At 45.4% G+C, this 15,281-nt stretch carries 18 protein-coding genes and 1 tRNA gene; 5 read left to right on the forward strand and 14 right to left on the reverse strand.

The features are described from left to right. Position 1: 1 nt before the first annotated feature. The 4 genes from R7Q41_RS11185 to mutY all read right to left on the reverse strand — a co-directional run bounded on the left by R7Q41_RS11185 (position 2) and on the right by mutY (position 2,763). Positions 2 to 77, reverse strand: a tRNA-Phe gene (locus tag R7Q41_RS11185). Positions 78 to 177: 100 nt separating this feature from the next. After that, on the reverse strand, positions 178 to 1,317 hold the full coding sequence (gene mltC / locus R7Q41_RS11190; protein WP_005381001.1) for a membrane-bound lytic murein transglycosylase MltC: 1,140 nt from the start codon (positions 1,315 to 1,317) through the stop codon (positions 178 to 180). A gap of 77 nt (positions 1,318 to 1,394) precedes the next feature. Beyond that, positions 1,395 to 1,667 (reverse strand): oxidative damage protection protein, encoded by a 273-nt coding sequence (locus R7Q41_RS11195; protein WP_005381002.1) that lies wholly within the window; start codon positions 1,665 to 1,667, stop codon positions 1,395 to 1,397. 19 nt (positions 1,668 to 1,686) lie between these two features. After that, positions 1,687 to 2,763 (reverse strand): A/G-specific adenine glycosylase, encoded by a 1,077-nt coding sequence (mutY, locus tag R7Q41_RS11200; RefSeq protein ID WP_017635575.1) that lies wholly within the window; start codon positions 2,761 to 2,763, stop codon positions 1,687 to 1,689. 203 nt (positions 2,764 to 2,966) lie between these two features. On the opposite strand from mutY, the gene trmB reads away from it, so the two are divergent. The 3 genes from trmB to glsB all read left to right on the forward strand — a co-directional run bounded on the left by trmB (position 2,967) and on the right by glsB (position 5,751). Further along, positions 2,967 to 3,686 carry a tRNA (guanosine(46)-N7)-methyltransferase TrmB gene (gene trmB / locus R7Q41_RS11205; RefSeq protein ID WP_005384506.1) on the forward strand — a complete coding sequence of 240 codons (720 nt, stop codon included), beginning with the start codon at positions 2,967 to 2,969 and terminating at the stop codon, positions 3,684 to 3,686. A 17-nt stretch (positions 3,687 to 3,703) separates the two neighbouring features. Then, positions 3,704 to 4,732, forward strand: a complete 1,029-nt coding sequence (locus tag R7Q41_RS11210; protein ID WP_005384509.1) for a TRM11 family SAM-dependent methyltransferase — start codon at positions 3,704 to 3,706, stop codon at positions 4,730 to 4,732. Between the two features lie 98 nt (positions 4,733 to 4,830). After that, on the forward strand, positions 4,831 to 5,751 hold the full coding sequence (glsB, locus tag R7Q41_RS11215) for a glutaminase B (protein ID WP_005381007.1): 921 nt from the start codon (positions 4,831 to 4,833) through the stop codon (positions 5,749 to 5,751). A 90-nt stretch (positions 5,752 to 5,841) separates the two neighbouring features. Here the strand turns inward: glsB and hemW are convergent, their stop codons facing one another. The 7 genes from hemW to R7Q41_RS11250 all read right to left on the reverse strand — a co-directional run bounded on the left by hemW (position 5,842) and on the right by R7Q41_RS11250 (position 10,899). Beyond that, positions 5,842 to 7,020, reverse strand: a complete 1,179-nt coding sequence (gene hemW / locus R7Q41_RS11220) for a radical SAM family heme chaperone HemW (RefSeq protein WP_136976890.1) — start codon at positions 7,018 to 7,020, stop codon at positions 5,842 to 5,844. 18 nt (positions 7,021 to 7,038) lie between these two features. After that, complete coding sequence (locus R7Q41_RS11225; RefSeq protein WP_042521298.1) at positions 7,039 to 7,641, reverse strand: XTP/dITP diphosphatase; 603 nt, start codon at positions 7,639 to 7,641, stop codon at positions 7,039 to 7,041. Positions 7,642 to 7,759: 118 nt separating this feature from the next. Next, complete coding sequence (locus tag R7Q41_RS11230; protein ID WP_005381010.1) at positions 7,760 to 8,191, reverse strand: DUF4426 domain-containing protein; 432 nt, start codon at positions 8,189 to 8,191, stop codon at positions 7,760 to 7,762. A 128-nt stretch (positions 8,192 to 8,319) separates the two neighbouring features. After that, positions 8,320 to 8,610, reverse strand: a complete 291-nt coding sequence (gene yggU, locus R7Q41_RS11235) for a DUF167 family protein YggU (RefSeq protein ID WP_005393980.1) — start codon at positions 8,608 to 8,610, stop codon at positions 8,320 to 8,322. After that, positions 8,610 to 9,167: a YggT family protein gene (locus tag R7Q41_RS11240; protein ID WP_005381012.1), complete on the reverse strand. Its 558-nt coding sequence runs from the start codon at positions 9,165 to 9,167 to the stop codon at positions 8,610 to 8,612. Before R7Q41_RS11240 ends, yggU begins: the two co-directional genes overlap by 1 nt. A gap of 52 nt (positions 9,168 to 9,219) precedes the next feature. Next, positions 9,220 to 10,038, reverse strand: a complete 819-nt coding sequence (proC, locus tag R7Q41_RS11245; RefSeq protein ID WP_005381013.1) for a pyrroline-5-carboxylate reductase — start codon at positions 10,036 to 10,038, stop codon at positions 9,220 to 9,222. Positions 10,039 to 10,197: 159 nt separating this feature from the next. Further along, positions 10,198 to 10,899, reverse strand: coding sequence for a YggS family pyridoxal phosphate-dependent enzyme (locus tag R7Q41_RS11250; RefSeq protein ID WP_151515124.1), 702 nt, complete (start codon positions 10,897 to 10,899; stop codon positions 10,198 to 10,200). A 28-nt stretch (positions 10,900 to 10,927) separates the two neighbouring features. Here R7Q41_RS11250 and R7Q41_RS11255 point away from each other — a divergent pair, with 28 nt between their 5' ends. Together R7Q41_RS11255 and R7Q41_RS11260 are read left to right on the forward strand one after the other, a co-directional pair. Next, entirely contained in the window at positions 10,928 to 11,968 is a 1,041-nt protein-coding gene (locus tag R7Q41_RS11255; protein ID WP_005381015.1) for a type IV pilus twitching motility protein PilT, read from the forward strand. Positions 11,969 to 11,998: 30 nt separating this feature from the next. Beyond that, a complete protein-coding gene (locus R7Q41_RS11260) occupies positions 11,999 to 13,105 on the forward strand; it encodes a PilT/PilU family type 4a pilus ATPase (RefSeq protein WP_005381016.1) in 1,107 nt (368 codons plus the stop codon). 61 nt (positions 13,106 to 13,166) lie between these two features. On the opposite strand, the gene ruvX is transcribed toward R7Q41_RS11260, so the two are convergent. From ruvX to gshB, 3 genes are all read right to left on the reverse strand, one after another. Continuing rightward, the gene (ruvX, locus tag R7Q41_RS11265) at positions 13,167 to 13,592 is read right to left on the reverse strand and encodes a Holliday junction resolvase RuvX (protein WP_005381017.1); all 426 of its coding nucleotides are present in this window, start codon (positions 13,590 to 13,592) and stop codon (positions 13,167 to 13,169) included. 35 nt (positions 13,593 to 13,627) lie between these two features. After that, positions 13,628 to 14,191 carry a YqgE/AlgH family protein gene (locus R7Q41_RS11270; protein ID WP_005381020.1) on the reverse strand — a complete coding sequence of 188 codons (564 nt, stop codon included), beginning with the start codon at positions 14,189 to 14,191 and terminating at the stop codon, positions 13,628 to 13,630. A 128-nt stretch (positions 14,192 to 14,319) separates the two neighbouring features. After that, a complete protein-coding gene (gene gshB, locus R7Q41_RS11275) occupies positions 14,320 to 15,270 on the reverse strand; it encodes a glutathione synthase (protein ID WP_318108914.1) in 951 nt (316 codons plus the stop codon). Between the last annotated feature and the right edge of the window lie 11 nt (positions 15,271 to 15,281).

Raw genomic sequence — 15,281 nt, forward strand, 5'->3', positions numbered from 1 at the left:
GTGGTGCCCGGAGGCGGAATCGAACCACCGACACGAGGATTTTCAATCCTCTGCTCTACCGACTGAGCTATCCGGGCAACGGAGCGCTATTAAACGGATTTTCCCGCGTTGCGTCAACCACTTTTTTTAAATAATTTCAAAAAAGTGGTTGTTCGAACGCTTTTTATTCAACTGTCACTACAAAGTTTGCTTCGAGTTAAATTCCTTTTTGAAATTTGTAACTTTTTCTAGGTAGCGACGCGCTTCTGCGTTCGGGTGTTTCTTGGTTAACGCCCAATAAACTTGGTTGGGTTGCAATGAATTAAGATCTTGCATTGCGCGTTTGCGATCACTGCGATGAAATGTGTTTAAAACTCCTCCAGTACCGCCATTGTAAGCTGAAATCATGCTGTACTCGAGAGAGGTAGGGTGGCGGACTTCTCTTAAATAACGATTTTTTAAGATATAGAAATACGCAGTACCAGTATCTATGTTGTTTTCTGGATTAAACAAATATTCAGGGCTTGGTTGGCCCGAGCGCTTTTTCACGAGTTTGAACACATCTCGTCCCGCTGTTTTAGGTACAACTTGCATTAGGCCATATGCATTTGCCCAACTTACCGCGTATGGGTTGAAACTGCTCTCGGTTTTAATAATGGCGTATATCAAGTCTTCTGGAATGTCGTATTTCTTGGAAGCTCGACGCACGATATCGGCGTATTGGTAGCTGCGAGTTGAAAAGTGGTCTTCAACCATGGGAATTTCGACGTAATACGCTTTCTTGAAATCTACATTTTTGGTTTTTATTTTATTTGCGATGAGGTATTCCGCAAATCGGTTTGCCCGCCAAGACCATTGAATTGGCTTATTGTCTTGGTCGACAACTTGTTTATACAGGAATGGTTGCCCCTCTAACGTGATACCTTTAGAGGAGAATAAGTCGACGTGAGCGGGATCGTCTGGTGTTAATAAGGTGGTGACAATCGCGTCTTTTAGGTGTTTTTGGGGCTCGGTCGGTGATACGGTCTCTATCGTGATCACGCCTTTGCGAAAGTCGACCTCGGCGCGGCTAAGGTAGTTATCGATGTACTTAACGTAATTACTCTTGCCTGCGTACTTGATTTCTTTTTTACCCCAGCGCTTTTGAATATTGCCTGAAAAGCTATTGATTAAGGCATCTAGCGCCGCAGTATCTTTTTCAAATTGTCCTGGTAGCTCAGCTAAGTTATTGGCAAAACGGTTTGTTGGCTCGTAGTTGACGTCATAAATCTTTTCGACGAATTCACGGCTACAGCCTGCCATTAAAAGTGCGGCAGCAATAAAGACAATTTTTTTCATAAGTATCAGAGTTATTGAAGGTAATAGAAAAATGACACCACAAATGGTTGTGATGTCATTGTTTAACTCAAGCGACTTTATTCGCTCGGCGGTGTGTAACCTTCGATATGAACGTCTTTTCCTTCAAAGAGGAAATTTACCATTTCTGTTTCGATCAGTTTGCGGTGTTCTGGATCCATCATGTTGAGTTTCTTCTCGTTGATCAACATGGTTTGTTTGTGTTGCCACTGAGCCCACGCTTCTTTCGAGATGTTGTCGAAAATGCGTTTACCTAGTTCACCAGGGTAAAGTTGAAAGTCTAGACCTTCGCCTTCTTTCTTTAGTCGAGCACAAAATACAGTGCGGCTCATAATGACTCCTTGTATTCAATTAACGAAGTTCGTGGGGTAGCGTTTCCAGCAATAGTTTTACTGGCGCGGCTAAACCGACTTCTTCAGGTTTAGATAAGTTATACCAAAGACCTTTGTTGCCTTCCATTATCACGTCCGGTTGCTTTGATAAATCAATCAAAATTGGCGTGATATCTAGGTGGTAATGGCTGAATGTATGACGAAAGGTAATCAGTGTTTGCTTCTGTTTGATATTGCTGGCTTGAATGCCGCGTTGATCCAGTAGCAATTCAATGTCGCTTTCTGCATCCACATGTTCGGTTTGTGGGAAGCAGAATAAGCCACCCCAAATGCCTGTTTGTGGTCTTTGCTCCAACCACACCTCATGACCATTTTCGGTGTTGTGGTGAAGCATCACGAAACGAGTTTGCTTGATTGGTTTATCTTTCTTCGGTTTTTTGCCCGGGTAGTCGAGCACATTACCTTGTTGTTTTGCCACACACAGGTCAGCAACAGGGCAGAGGCTACATTTGGGTTTGCTGCGAGTGCAGACCATTGCGCCCATGTCCATCATTGCCTGGTTATACTTATCTACATCCGTTTGTGGGGTATGCGTTTCGGCAATTTCCCACAGCTGGTTTTCAACCTTTTTTTGTCCTGGCCATCCTGCAACTGCGAAACAGCGGGATAGGGTGCGCTTCACGTTACCATCAAGAATCGCGTGTGGTTGTTTATACACAGACGATAAAATGGCGGCAGCAGTAGAGCGACCAATCCCCGGTAGGGCGTTCATTTTCTCTATATCAAGAGGAAACTCACCATTGTATGTAGAGGCGACCTCTTGTGCTGCTTTGTGAAGGTTACGGGCTCGGGCGTAATACCCTAAGCCAGTCCAAAGGTGTAGGACTTCATCTTGCTCAGCATTGGCAAGATCGATTACGGTTGGAAAGCGCTCCAAGAAACGTTGGTAATACGGAATAACCGTAGTGACCTGAGTTTGCTGAAGCATAATTTCAGACAACCAGACACTGTATGCGGTCTTATTTTGTTGCCACGGAAGATCTTTTCTTCCATATGCGTCATACCATTCTAGGATGGCACTGGCGAAAGGTGTCACGACTTGCTCTGTATTCTATTATTGGTTAGGTGCAAAATTGCACCACATAATGGGCAAGAAGTACAACGGATAAACAGTAGGGATATAAAGAGGTGTTTCGTTGCTTTTGGGTTGCCATAGACCAAGAGCTCAACAAATACTTGCACCTAAGTAAATTCTTTGGATAATCCCCGCTTTGATTAATCAATGTGCAGGCAAAATCAATGAGTGAAGTAACCACTAACGAATACAACGAAGACGGAAAGCTGATCCGCAAAATCCGCAGCTTTGTACGCCGTGAAGGGCGTTTGACTAAAGGTCAAGAGAGCGCGATGAATGAATGCTGGCCTACGATGGGTATTGACTTCAAAGCTGAACTTCTCGATTGGAAAGAGGTGTTTGGCAACGATAACCCAGTAGTGCTTGAGATCGGTTTTGGTATGGGTGCTTCATTGGTTGAAATGGCAAAGAACGCGCCAGAGAAAAACTTCATCGGTATCGAAGTTCATAGCCCAGGCGTTGGTGCTTGTCTTGCCGATGCTCGCGAAGCGGGAATTACTAACCTGCGTGTAATGTGTCACGATGCGGTAGAAGTATTCGAACACATGATCCCAAATGGCAGCTTATCGACACTGCAATTGTTCTTCCCAGACCCTTGGCATAAGAAGCGTCACCACAAGCGTCGTATTGTTCAATTAGGTTTTGCGGAAATGGTGCGTGAGAAGCTTATCCCTAATGAAGGTATTTTCCACATGGCGACCGACTGGGAAAACTACGCAGAGCACATGATTGAAGTGATGAACCAAGCGCCAGGTTTCGAAAACATTGCTAAAGATGGTGATTTCGTTCCTCGTCCAGACGATCGCCCGCTAACGAAGTTTGAAGCTCGTGGTCACCGTCTTGGTCACGGTGTTTGGGATATCAAATATAAGCGTATTGCGTAACCAGAGGAGTTCATGGGATGTACCATTACGCGATATTAGCGAATCCGGGTCATAACCGAATTTACTTTGATAGCGCAATGACCATTGCCTGTTCTGAACTAAAAGCAATTTTAGCTTCACAAGGCGTGGATGTGACAGAAATTGGTAGTAAAGACGTTGGCTTACCTGCTGCGTTGGTGTTTTCTTGTCAGGAAGCGCTAACCGATGAGCAGGCGCGAAGAATCGCAGCCTCTTCGATTTACTATGCGCTATTTGAAGTGCGCGAAGATGGTTTACTTCGACCAGTTCAAGCGCCCGTATTTAACACTTTCCCGGAAAGCATGAGCCAGATTTTGCGCTACACCGGGAAAACAAATGAGCAGTTTACCCGTTTGATGGTGAATATCGGCATTAGTGCGTCCAATACGGGAAGTGAACAACTGACCTTAATGGATCCAATGTGTGGTAAAGGTACAACCTTATTTGAAGGCTTGATCCACGGTTTGAACGTGGTAGGGGTTGAGATCAACGCCAAGTGGGTGCAAGAGATCCAGACCTTTATTGTTAAGTTCATGAAGAATGGCCGCTTTAAGCACAAAGTGAGCAAAGAAAAGCGCACTGCGGGTGGCAAGAAAGTGGCGGATGGTTTCGTGGTTGAAGCTGCAGCAAATAAAGAAGATTACAACCAAGGCAATCTTCAGTTTATGAAGCTGTATTCGGCTGATACTCGTATCGCTGATCAAGTCGTGAAAAAGAACTCAGTTGATGTGATGGTGTCTGATCTGCCTTATGGCGTGCAGCACGGCAGCAAAAATGCCAAGGACAGCAAACTGAACCGTAGTCCACTAGAGCTTTTAAAAGAGGCTCTGCCTGCATGGAAAGTGGTATTGAAAAAGCAAGGTTCAGTGGTGTTGTCTTTCAATGAATTCACATTGAAATGGAAAGATGTCGCGGCATTATTTGAAGAGCAAGGTTGGAAGGTACTTTCAGAAGAGCCTTACATCGGTTATCTTCACCGTGTTGATCAATCTATCAACCGCAATATTATTGTGGCAGTAAAACCATAATCGACTTGAGTCGAACGAACCCTATGGAAAAGCCAACGACACGTTGGCTTTTTTTACCTCTGAGCTCAACGAGTTCTCTTGTAAATAGAAGGTAGAGAATGAAACCGACAGTGGAAATTTTGACAGATATTTTGGCGGAAGTACGCCCTTTAATCGGCCAAGGTAAAGTGGCTGATTATATTCCTGCTCTGGCAAAAGTACCCAGCAACAAGTTAGGTATTGCGGTATACACCAACGAAGGTGAGGTTATTAAGGCGGGTGATGCCGATGAACCTTTCTCTATCCAATCTATTTCAAAAGCATTGAGCTTGACGTTAGCGATGTGCTTGTACAAGCAAGAAGAAATTTGGTCTCGAGTGGGAAAAGAGCCTTCGGGGCAGGCATTTAATTCGCTAATCCAGCTAGAAATGGAGCAAGGTATTCCTCGTAATCCATTTATAAATGCTGGAGCGATAGTAGTGGCAGATTTGTTACAAACTCGCTTATCTGCACCTCGTCAGCGCCTGTTGGAATTTGTGCGTCAGCTTTCTGGTGATACCCATATTGTGTATGACAAAGTCGTTGCGGCATCCGAAATGATGCATGGTGATCGTAATGCGGCGATTGCATATCTCATGCGTTCGTTTGGCAACTTCGAAAATGAAGTGATTCCAGTACTACAAAACTACTTCCACGCTTGTGCGCTGAAGATGAGTTGCGTCGATTTGGCTAAAACGTTTAGCTATTTAGCAAACAAGGGCACATCGGTACAAACGGGTAAGCCTGTAGTTTCTCCTGTGCAAACCAAACAACTTAATGCACTGTTAGCAACGTGTGGCTTGTATGATGGCGCGGGCGAGTTTGCTTATCGCGTTGGAATGCCTGGTAAGTCTGGTGTTGGTGGTGGCATTATCGCGGTAGTACCTGGTGAAATGACCATTTCAGTATGGTCTCCAGAGCTTGATCCTTCAGGTAACTCGCTTGCGGGTACTAAGGCGCTTGAGCTGCTCTCAGAGCGAATTGGCCGTTCAATTTTCTAATGTTGGAAATGTGTCAACCTTATTTAGGACGGCACAGTTTCTAAATAAAAAGCCTCTCAATTGAGAGGCTTTTTTTGTTTTGGGGTTGCGTTACTCTTCGCTTTCTTCGGCCATAAAGGCTTCGAGCAAATCATTAAGGAAGAGCTTCCCTTTTTCAGTAATTTGCCAGTGGGTAGGCGTTTCACTCAGGTAGCCCATTTCTATCGCCCAGTTGATGGTTTCTTGAATCGTACTGAGCGGTAAGCCCGTAGTGTCTACATAATCTTGCTTCGGACAGGCTTCGATTAAGCGGAATCGGTTCATAAAGAACTCGAATGGACGATCTTCATCCAGGACGACATGTTCTGTATGCAGATAAGGTTTGACCATATTTTGATAAGCCGCTAAATAGCCTCGCGGGTGTTTTACCTTTGTCGTTCGAATAATACGTCCGTCGGTAAAACTGAGTTTGCCATGAGAGCCACAACCGATACCAAGGTAATCACCAAAGCGCCAGTAGTTGAGGTTGTGCTGACACTGATAGCCCGGCTTACTGTAACCGGAGATTTCATACTGCACATAACCCGCAGCTGCAAGTTTTTGGTGTCCGAGCTCGAAAATATCCCACAAGTCATCATCGTCAGGTAGCGTTGGTGGCTTGTAGTAAAACATGGTGTTTGGTTCGATGGTCAGCTGATACCAAGACAAGTGCGGCGGTGCCAACTCAATCGCTTTGTCCAAATCTGCCAAGGCTTGTTCGATGCTTTGATCAGGTAAGCCGTGCATGAGATCGAGGTTAAAGCTGTTCAAACCGATTTGGTGCGCCAGCTTAGCAGCATTGACGGCTTCGTCTTGGCCGTGAATGCGCCCCAAACGCTCAAGCTTCTGCTGCTCAAAGCTTTGCACGCCGATAGAGATACGCGTTACCCCGGCTTTACGGTAGCCAACAAAACGCTCTGCTTCGATGGTGCCTGGGTTCGCTTCCATGGTAATTTCGATTTCAGGCTTGAACGGAATACGCGCTTCAATGCCCTTAAGTAGACGCTCGATACCTTCTGCCGAAATCAAACTCGGCGTACCACCACCAATGAAGATTGAATGCAGTGAACGTGGCGCTTCGTTAAGGCGGTATTTCTCAATGTCGGTATCCAAGTCTTCAAGAAGGGCATTGATGTACTCTTCTTCTGGGATCTCGGCTTTAAGCGCGTGAGAGTTAAAGTCGCAATAAGGGCACTTTTGTACACACCACGGGATGTGTACATACAAGCTCAGTGCTGGGGGCGTTAACATGGTCTAATTCGCTCGCGATTACTGAGACACTTGCTCAGACAGTTGAGCAAACAACGACTTGAGTGCTTTACCGCGGTGAGACAGTTGCTTCTTACGTGCTGGCTCAAGTTCGGCAGACGCGCAGTTGTCTTCAGGAACGAAGAAGACTGGGTCGTAGCCAAAGCCATTTTCACCGTGTGCTTCAGTTAGAATGCGACCTTCCCATTTACCGTGACAAACGATAGGGGTTGGATCGTTCTCGTGACGCATCAAAACCAATACACAGTGGAAACGTGCTGTACGCTCTGCTTCTGGTACGCCTTCCATTGCCGCTAGCAATTTTTCTAGATTCTCTTGATCAGATGCGCTCTCGCCTGCGTAACGTGCAGAGTAAATGCCCGGAGCGCCTTTTAAGAAATCGACTTCTAAGCCAGAGTCGTCTGCAATGGCAGGAAGCCCTGTTTCTTGTGCGGCATGGCGAGCTTTAATGATTGCGTTTTCAATGAAAGTTGTACCCGTTTCAGCTACTTCCGATACATTGAATTCACTTTGCGCTAATACTTCAAAGCCGAAGTCAGACAACAAATCTGCCATTTCACGAACTTTGCCTTGGTTACCAGTTGCTAGCACAATTTTTTTCATGGGAATCTCTTTTAATAGTGATAGAGGAGAACAAATCGTTCTCCTCTAGATATTCTTTAACTAATAAGTGGTTTTTAGCCTGCTTAGATCCAAAAGCTTTTGGAACATCACAACCCAATTACTCTTCAACATAAAACTTCTGGGTGAATTTAAGCTTACCTGAGCCTTTGTTTCCAGCTTTTACGTCAATATCGAAAGTAAAAGTTTCTTCGTGGGTAATTGGTAGTTCGGCTAAATAGTATATCGCATTGCCTTCTTTGACTTCACGAAAGGTCAAGGTCTGAGTTTGGCCGATAAGGTTCTTCGCGCGTCCAGCAATTTTTGCTTCTAATGCTGGCTTACCCAATGAAGCTCTATCTAACACGCTAATATTAACCACAGCGAGGTATCCATTACGTTTGATATCGTAGCTACGTGCGACTTTGGGTGTTAGGAATGTTGAGTTAAACGCGACATAGTGTACTTCGATATCTTTCATATTTTTAAACTGATCGGCGAAGCTTGGTAACGACAACAGGCTAATCAGTAATGCGGTAATCCATTTGCTCATTGTTACTTCCTCAAAGCACTTGTTATAAAACAACCAAAGCTGCAATTTTACCTTGGTCAGGGGGTAAAAAATGCGTACTCAGTCGTTGGTATTAGTAAGTGTGGTACAAAATCGTAAATAAAAAGCCATCATAAGATGGCTTTAATTTCTGTCGGTATCTGGGTAGGCGATTCTATCCGAATTTGTTTGTGCCGTCCTAATTCACCTTTTTCTATGTGAACCAAGCCCTTAGCGATTTTAAACTGCTTGGCTAAGAACTTAGTTAGGTGTGCATTAGCTTTGCCATCGACAGGTGGAGCAGTAATGGCGATTTTTAGCTCTTCACCATGCAAGCCAACGATTTTATCGCGGCTAGCTTTAGGTTGAATATAGAGCTTCAGGATGATGTCCTCACCATCTTGCCAAACTGCAGCTGACATTATAGCTGGAACCAAATTGGACCAATGATATCGCCCATTAAGAAGTTCGCGAACTGCAAGCCGATAAATAACACCAGTACGCTTAAATCAAGACCACCAATAGCCGGAAGAATACGACGGATTGGAGCGCACATTGGCTCGGTCAGTTGATGGAATACGTACTCGATAGGGCTGCGGCCTTGGCTTACCCAGCTCAAAATTGCACGGATCAATAGTACCCAGAACAATAGGCCACCTGCGGCTTTGATTAATGATAATAAGCCCAAGAATAAGAAGTCAGCGCTGAAAGAGACGGAACCGTTCGAAGCTATTAGGATAAGCACGACAAATTTAAGCACACACAACACGTAGGCAAACAACACGGTTGCTAGGTCAATATTCCCCACGGAAGGGATAACGCGGCGCAATGGACCAATGACCGGCTGAGTCGCTTTTACTATGAATTGCGAGAATGGGTTGTAGAAGTCTGCGCGCGCAGCTTGCAACCAAATTCGCAAAATTACGACCATGATGTACAGGTCAAATAGGGTTGAGATGAGAAAACTCATTGAATTCATAAGGTACCCTTAACAAGTGATGGATGATACTAAACGGAGTTCATCCAAATAATTAAAACAGTTTTTCCATTTCTTCCGCGCGAGCCACAGCAGCTTGCATGGCTTTAGCGACAATATCTGAAAGTTGATGTTCGTTGAATGTACGCAGTGCTTCTGCCGTTGTCCCACCTTTCGATGTTACGTTCTCACGCAGGGTCGATAGCTCAGTTTCTGGGTTGCTAACCACCATACTGGCCGCGCCCAGTGCCGCTTGCTGAACCAATAGTCGAGCGGTCTCTTTATCAAAGCCTTGCGCAATCGCTTCTGCTTGCATCGCTTCCATAAACAGGAAGAAGTATGCTGGAGCACTGCCCGCTGCGGCAATCACATTATTGATGCCAGACTCTTGCTCAACCCAGCATACTTTACCGACCGCTTCCATTAACTCTGCGGCAAAAGCTTTGTCGTGCTCGGTTACATGAGTTGGTGCGAACAACCCACTCATACCCAACCCAAGCTGTGATGGCGTATTTGGCATAACACGAACCAAGTTCAATTTGGTGGCTAGCATATCATCCAATCGTGAACAGTTGATGCCTGCGGCAATAGAAATCACCAGTTTATTAGTGAAATCGATCGATTGCAGTGGTTTACAGACATCCGCCATCATTTGCGGTTTCACAGACAATACCACCACATCCGCCTCGGTCGCAGCTTGGATGTTATCGCTGGTGGTACGGATGCCAAAATCTTGTTCTAGCAGAAGGCGGCGAGCCTCTGAAGGAGCCGTCGCGGTAATGTTTTGCGCTGGGTATCCGTTAGCAACCAAGCCTGAAACAATGGCTCTCACCATGTTGCCAGCACCAATGAAGGCGATTTTTTTATGTTCCATTTGTCTGATTTCCATCATGATATTTAGAATTTGTTGTGCGCTCAGGTGTATAATGGCGCCGCTGTTACTTACTGCTCCTATTGGCGAGTAAGATGATTGCGCATTTACGCTCTAACGATTGACGACATAACTTATGTCGCGAGTGAGCGTTTTGTTGATTTAGCTGTAGTCTCGTGCGCCGAAAATAGCGGTTCCAATACGAACCATTGTACTACCAGCTTCGATTGCAGCGGTCATATCACCACTCATTCCCATTGATAATGTATCGATTTCTGGGAACTGTGCTTCGAGTGTTTGCTTCAACGTAGCCAACTTCTGAAATTCACGGAGTTGTGATTCGTAGTCAGACACGTTGGCAGGAATCGACATCAACCCTCTTAAAGTGAGGTTGGGTAGGCGAGAAATCAACTCCGCCAGCTCGAATACTTCCGCTTCAGTGACACCAGACTTAGATGCCTCACCACTGGTGTTAACCTGAATCAGAACTTGTAGCGGTTTAAGTTCGCTTGGCCGCTGCTCATTCAGGCGTTGAGCAATCTTGGTTCGATCGATGGTGTGAACCCAATCGAAATGTTCAGCAACAAGTCGCGATTTATTGGATTGAATCGGGCCAATGAAGTGCCATTCGATTCGATTATCTGGATAATGCTCGGCAAAGTGCTGAACTTTACTGACGCCCTCTTGAACGTAGTTTTCACCAAAGGCGGTTTGTCCCGCTTGGTAGGCTTCGAGAATTGCCTCGACAGGTTTAGTTTTGCTTACCGCTAGAAGTTGCACTGACTCTGGAGTTCGACCACATTTTTGCTCGTCATATCGAATTTGAGAGGTGATATGTTCAATATTTTGTTGAATACTACTCATAGCTGTACTTTAGACTTAAGGATTTTAAATGGATATCACTGAGTTACTGGATTTTAGTGTAAAACATAATGCCTCGGATCTACATCTTTCTGCAGGTGTCCCACCAATGGTTCGTATTGATGGGGATGTGAGAAAACTAGGCATTCCAGCGTTTACACACCAAGAAGTGCATCGTTTGGTTTTCGAAATCATGAACGATGCCCAACGCAGTGAGTTCGAAGAAAAACTCGAAGTCGATTTCTCTTTTGAGTTGCATAACGTTGGCCGTTTCCGTGTCAACGCTTTCAACCAATCTCGCGGTTGTGCGGCAGTATTCCGTACCATTCCAAGTAGCATTCCAACTCTGGAAGAGCTAGAAGCGCCAGAGATCTTCAAAAAAATTGCGAACGCTGAAAAAGGCTTAGTTCTGGTCACTGGCCCAACAGGTTCAGGTAAATCGACGACCTTAGCAGCCATTGTTGACTACATTAACCGTAATCACAACAAGCACGTACTCACAATTGAAGATCCGATTGAATTTGTTCACAACAACAATAAATGTTTGATCAACCAGCGTGAAGTTCACCGTGACACCCATAGTTTCCAAAATGCTTTGCGTAGTGCATTGCGCGAAGACCCAGACGTTATTCTGGTTGGTGAGATGCGTGACAAAGAAACCATCAGCCTTGCCTTAACGGCGGCAGAAACGGGTCACTTAGTTTTCGGGACGTTGCACACCAGCTCGGCGGCAAAAACCATTGACCGTATTATCGATGTGTTTCCTGGTAGTGATAAAGATATGGTTCGCTCGATGCTATCTGAGTCTCTTCGTTCGGTTATCGCGCAAAAGCTTCTGAAGCGTAATGGTGGTGGACGTATTGCATGCCATGAAATTATGATGGCAACGCCTGCGATTCGTAACTTGATCCGCGAAGACAAAGTCGCGCAGATGTATTCGATCATTCAAACAGGTGCGGCTCACGGCATGCAAACCATGGAGCAAAATGCTCGTCAGTTAATGGCGCAAGGCATGGTTGCTCGTGAAGAGGTCGATAGTAAGATCGGATTAGAAGTGCAGCAATTCTCGTAACGTTCATACAGATAATGGTGAATACGGAAGATGGATCTAGATAAATTTCTCGAAGGCATGCTGGCGCTGAAAGCGTCGGATCTTTACATCACGGTTGGAGCGCCAATTCTATTTCGTGTGGATGGCGAATTGCGTCCGCAAGGGGAAAAACTCACCGAGAGCGATGTGGCTGCATTACTCGACAGCGCTATGGAACCAGATCGGCGTCAGGAATTTCGTAAAAGTCGCGAGTCGAATTTTGCCATTGTGAGAGATTGTGGTCGCTTCCGTGTGAGTGCCTTTTTTCAACGCGAGTTACCAGGCGCAGTGATTCGTCGTATTGAAACTAATATTCCTACTTTTGAGCAGTTAAAGTTACCGTTAGTGTTGCAAGATTTGGCGATAGCTAAGCGTGGTTTGGTGCTGGTGGTCGGTGCTACTGGTTCGGGTAAATCGACCACTATGGCGGCGATGACAGGCTATCGAAACAGTAATAAAACCGGGCACATTTTGACGGTCGAAGATCCGATCGAGTTCGTGCATGAACACAAGCGCTGTATCGTGACTCAACGTGAAGTTGGGTTAGATACGGAAAGCTATGAAGTTGCGCTTAAAAACTCGCTGCGCCAAGCACCAGATATGATTTTGATTGGTGAGATCCGTAGCCGTGAAACAATGGAATACGCGATGACCTTCGCCGAAACGGGTCACCTGTGTATGGCAACGTTGCACGCCAACAATGCAAACCAAGCTTTAGAGCGCATTCTTCACTTGGTACCGAAAGATCAAAAAGAACAATTCTTGTTCGACTTGTCGATGAATCTGAAAGGCGTGGTTGGTCAGCAGCTGATCCGAGATAAAAATGGGCAGGGACGTCATGGTGTATTTGAGATCTTGCTAAATAGCCCACGTGTGTCGGATTTGATTCGTCGCGGAGATTTACATGAGTTGAAGTCAACCATGGCTCGCTCAAATGAGTTTGGTATGCTGACGTTCGATCAATCTCTTTATAAGTTAGTGATGCAAGGTAAGATCAGCGAAGAGGATGCACTACATAGTGCCGACTCGGCAAATGATCTGCGCTTGATGTTGAAAACGCAGCGTGGTGAAGCATTCTCTACGGGCAGTTTGGCGAACGTTAAGATCGATATGGATTAATCCAATCCAGAAACAAAAAAGGTTGGCAGGAGCCAACCTTTTTTCATTGTGCTTGAAGTGTTTACTCACCCCAAAGGGCTTCAAACCAGCTTTCTAGAATCACCACCGCTGACTGGCAGTCAACATTACCTTTCGATAGGGCTTTGTAGCCGCCCATGCTGAACAACTCCGCACGAGCTTCTGCTGTAGATAAACGCTCATCATGCAGTTCAACTGGCAATCCGTATCGGCCTTGCAGACGCTTAGCAAATTTTCGTGCACGAGGGGTTATGGTCTCAAGGTCTTTACCATGCAGATCGGTCGGTAAACCGACCACTAGCAAATCTGGTTGCCACTCTTTGATTTGCTTTTCGATATCGTCCCAGTTTGGAATACCGTCATTGGCTTTAAAGGCTTTTAATGGGGAAGCTGTACCAGTAATTTCTTGGCCAATAGCGCTACCAATGCTTTTGGTTCCAAAGTCAAAAGCCATAATTGTGCGTGACATAAGGTGTCTCTATCTAATGTAACTGTATATTTGGACTAAGCATGTCCAGAGTCTGCTGAAAGGTGACTTGGGTCGATGCCCAGCTTTTCGACCGCTTTCTTCCAACGCTCGTTGATTGGTGTATTAAAGATAATTTCAGGCGTCGCTTCAATGGTGAGCCAAGAGTTTTCGACCAGCTCACTTTCTAATTGGCCTGCACTCCAACCGGAGTAGCCAAGTGCCACTAAGTAATCACTTGGTTCTGCTTCTGTTCCTAACACCGACAGAATATCACGCGAAGTGGTTACCGCGAGGTCATCGGTCATTTGGACGCTGGACTCGTAGTAATCTTTGGGTTTATGCAAAATAAAGCCACGATCTTCCGAGATTGGGCCGCCATTGTAAACTGGTCTATCTAGACTGGCTTCAAATAGGCGCGGGTGTACTGGCTGAACTTCCACCTGCTTGAGCATGTTGCCGACGGTGATATCAACAGGAGCATTGATCATCAGCCCCATAGCGCCGTCTTCGTTGTGCTCACAAACGTAGATCACGCTGTTTTGAAAGTACGGATCTTTCATCCCAGGCATGGCAACCAAAAAGTGATTTGTGAGATTCATACTCATACTGACCCTTAACTCTCGTAAATGTCCTTAAGCAAACATCATACAGTTTACCATCTAGGTATGTGCATGAGTTTGCTTAAGTTAATGTACTACGCTCTCTATTAACTGTAATACAGTTTGAGTTATTCGCCTTTTACTCGACGCTCAATCGCATCCATCAGCTTGCCTGTGATTGAGATATCAAAAGCTGCTTCAATTTCGCGAATACAGGTTGGGCTGGTGACGTTGATTTCTGTTAGCTTGTCGCCAATTACGTCAATGCCAACAAAGATAAGGCCTTTTTCTTTCAGTGTCGGAGCAACGGTTTGCGCAATTTTGAGGTCGGTTTCGCTTAGCGGACGAGCTTCACCAGTACCACCAGCGGCTAGGTTGCCGCGCGTTTCGCCTTTAGCAGGAATGCGTGCTAGACAGTAAGGCATAGGTTCGCCATCTACTACTAGGATACGTTTGTCACCGTTGCTGATGTCTGGCACGAAGGTTTGTGCCATTGCGTAGTTTTGACCGTGGTTAGTCAATGTCTCGATGATCACAGAGACGTTTGGATCGTTTTCCTTCACACGGAAGATGGACGCGCCACCCATACCATCAAGCGGTTTCAGGATGACATCACCATGTTTTTCACGAAATTCTTTAATTTTTTCTGCTTTTCGCGTCACGATCGTTGTAGGTGTCAGCTCTGGGAACCATGCTGTAAACAGCTTTTCGTTACAATCACGTAAGCTTTGAGGCTTGTTAACGATCAGTGCACCTTGTTCTTCTGCACGCTCAAGGATGTAAGTCGCGTAGATGTATTCAGTATCAAACGGAGGGTCTTTACGCATTAGCACCGCGTCTAGCTCAGACAGTTCGATAGTTTGCTCTGATTTGAACTCGTACCAACCGTTTGGATCTTCTTTTAGTTCTACCACTTTAGTATCTGCAATGGCAACGCCTTGATCGAGATGTAGATCATTCATTTCCATGTAGTGGATTTCATAGCCGCGTCGTTGCGCTTCAAGCATCATGGCAAAGCTAGAGTCTTTTTTGATGTTAATGGACGAAATTGGGTCCATTACGATACCGAGTTTGATCATTATTTTTCTCC

Origin of the sequence: Vibrio sp. 2096, from assembly GCF_033339595.1 — a bacterium.
Classification (GTDB): domain Bacteria; phylum Pseudomonadota; class Gammaproteobacteria; order Enterobacterales; family Vibrionaceae; genus Vibrio; species Vibrio alginolyticus.

Coding starts and splice junctions, on each gene's coding strand:
- glsB (WP_005381007.1), top strand. CDS start 4,831: ATGAAACCGACAGTGGAAATTTTGACAGATATTTTGGCGGAAGTACGC.
- trmB (WP_005384506.1), top strand. CDS start 2,967: ATGAGTGAAGTAACCACTAACGAATACAACGAAGACGGAAAGCTGATC.
- R7Q41_RS11225 (WP_042521298.1), bottom strand. CDS start 7,641: ATGAAAAAAATTGTGCTAGCAACTGGTAACCAAGGCAAAGTTCGTGAA.
- R7Q41_RS11260 (WP_005381016.1), top strand. CDS start 11,999: ATGGATCTAGATAAATTTCTCGAAGGCATGCTGGCGCTGAAAGCGTCG.
- hemW (WP_136976890.1), bottom strand. CDS start 7,020: ATGTTAACGCCCCCAGCACTGAGCTTGTATGTACACATCCCGTGGTGT.
- R7Q41_RS11240 (WP_005381012.1), bottom strand. CDS start 9,167: ATGAATTCAATGAGTTTTCTCATCTCAACCCTATTTGACCTGTACATC.
- gshB (WP_318108914.1), bottom strand. CDS start 15,270: ATGATCAAACTCGGTATCGTAATGGACCCAATTTCGTCCATTAACATC.
- proC (WP_005381013.1), bottom strand. CDS start 10,038: ATGGAACATAAAAAAATCGCCTTCATTGGTGCTGGCAACATGGTGAGA.
- R7Q41_RS11270 (WP_005381020.1), bottom strand. CDS start 14,191: ATGAATCTCACAAATCACTTTTTGGTTGCCATGCCTGGGATGAAAGAT.
- ruvX (WP_005381017.1), bottom strand. CDS start 13,592: ATGTCACGCACAATTATGGCTTTTGACTTTGGAACCAAAAGCATTGGT.
- yggU (WP_005393980.1), bottom strand. CDS start 8,610: ATGTCAGCTGCAGTTTGGCAAGATGGTGAGGACATCATCCTGAAGCTC.
- mltC (WP_005381001.1), bottom strand. CDS start 1,317: ATGAAAAAAATTGTCTTTATTGCTGCCGCACTTTTAATGGCAGGCTGT.
- R7Q41_RS11255 (WP_005381015.1), top strand. CDS start 10,928: ATGGATATCACTGAGTTACTGGATTTTAGTGTAAAACATAATGCCTCG.
- R7Q41_RS11230 (WP_005381010.1), bottom strand. CDS start 8,191: ATGAGCAAATGGATTACCGCATTACTGATTAGCCTGTTGTCGTTACCA.
- R7Q41_RS11195 (WP_005381002.1), bottom strand. CDS start 1,667: ATGAGCCGCACTGTATTTTGTGCTCGACTAAAGAAAGAAGGCGAAGGT.
- R7Q41_RS11210 (WP_005384509.1), top strand. CDS start 3,704: ATGTACCATTACGCGATATTAGCGAATCCGGGTCATAACCGAATTTAC.
- R7Q41_RS11250 (WP_151515124.1), bottom strand. CDS start 10,899: ATGAGTAGTATTCAACAAAATATTGAACATATCACCTCTCAAATTCGA.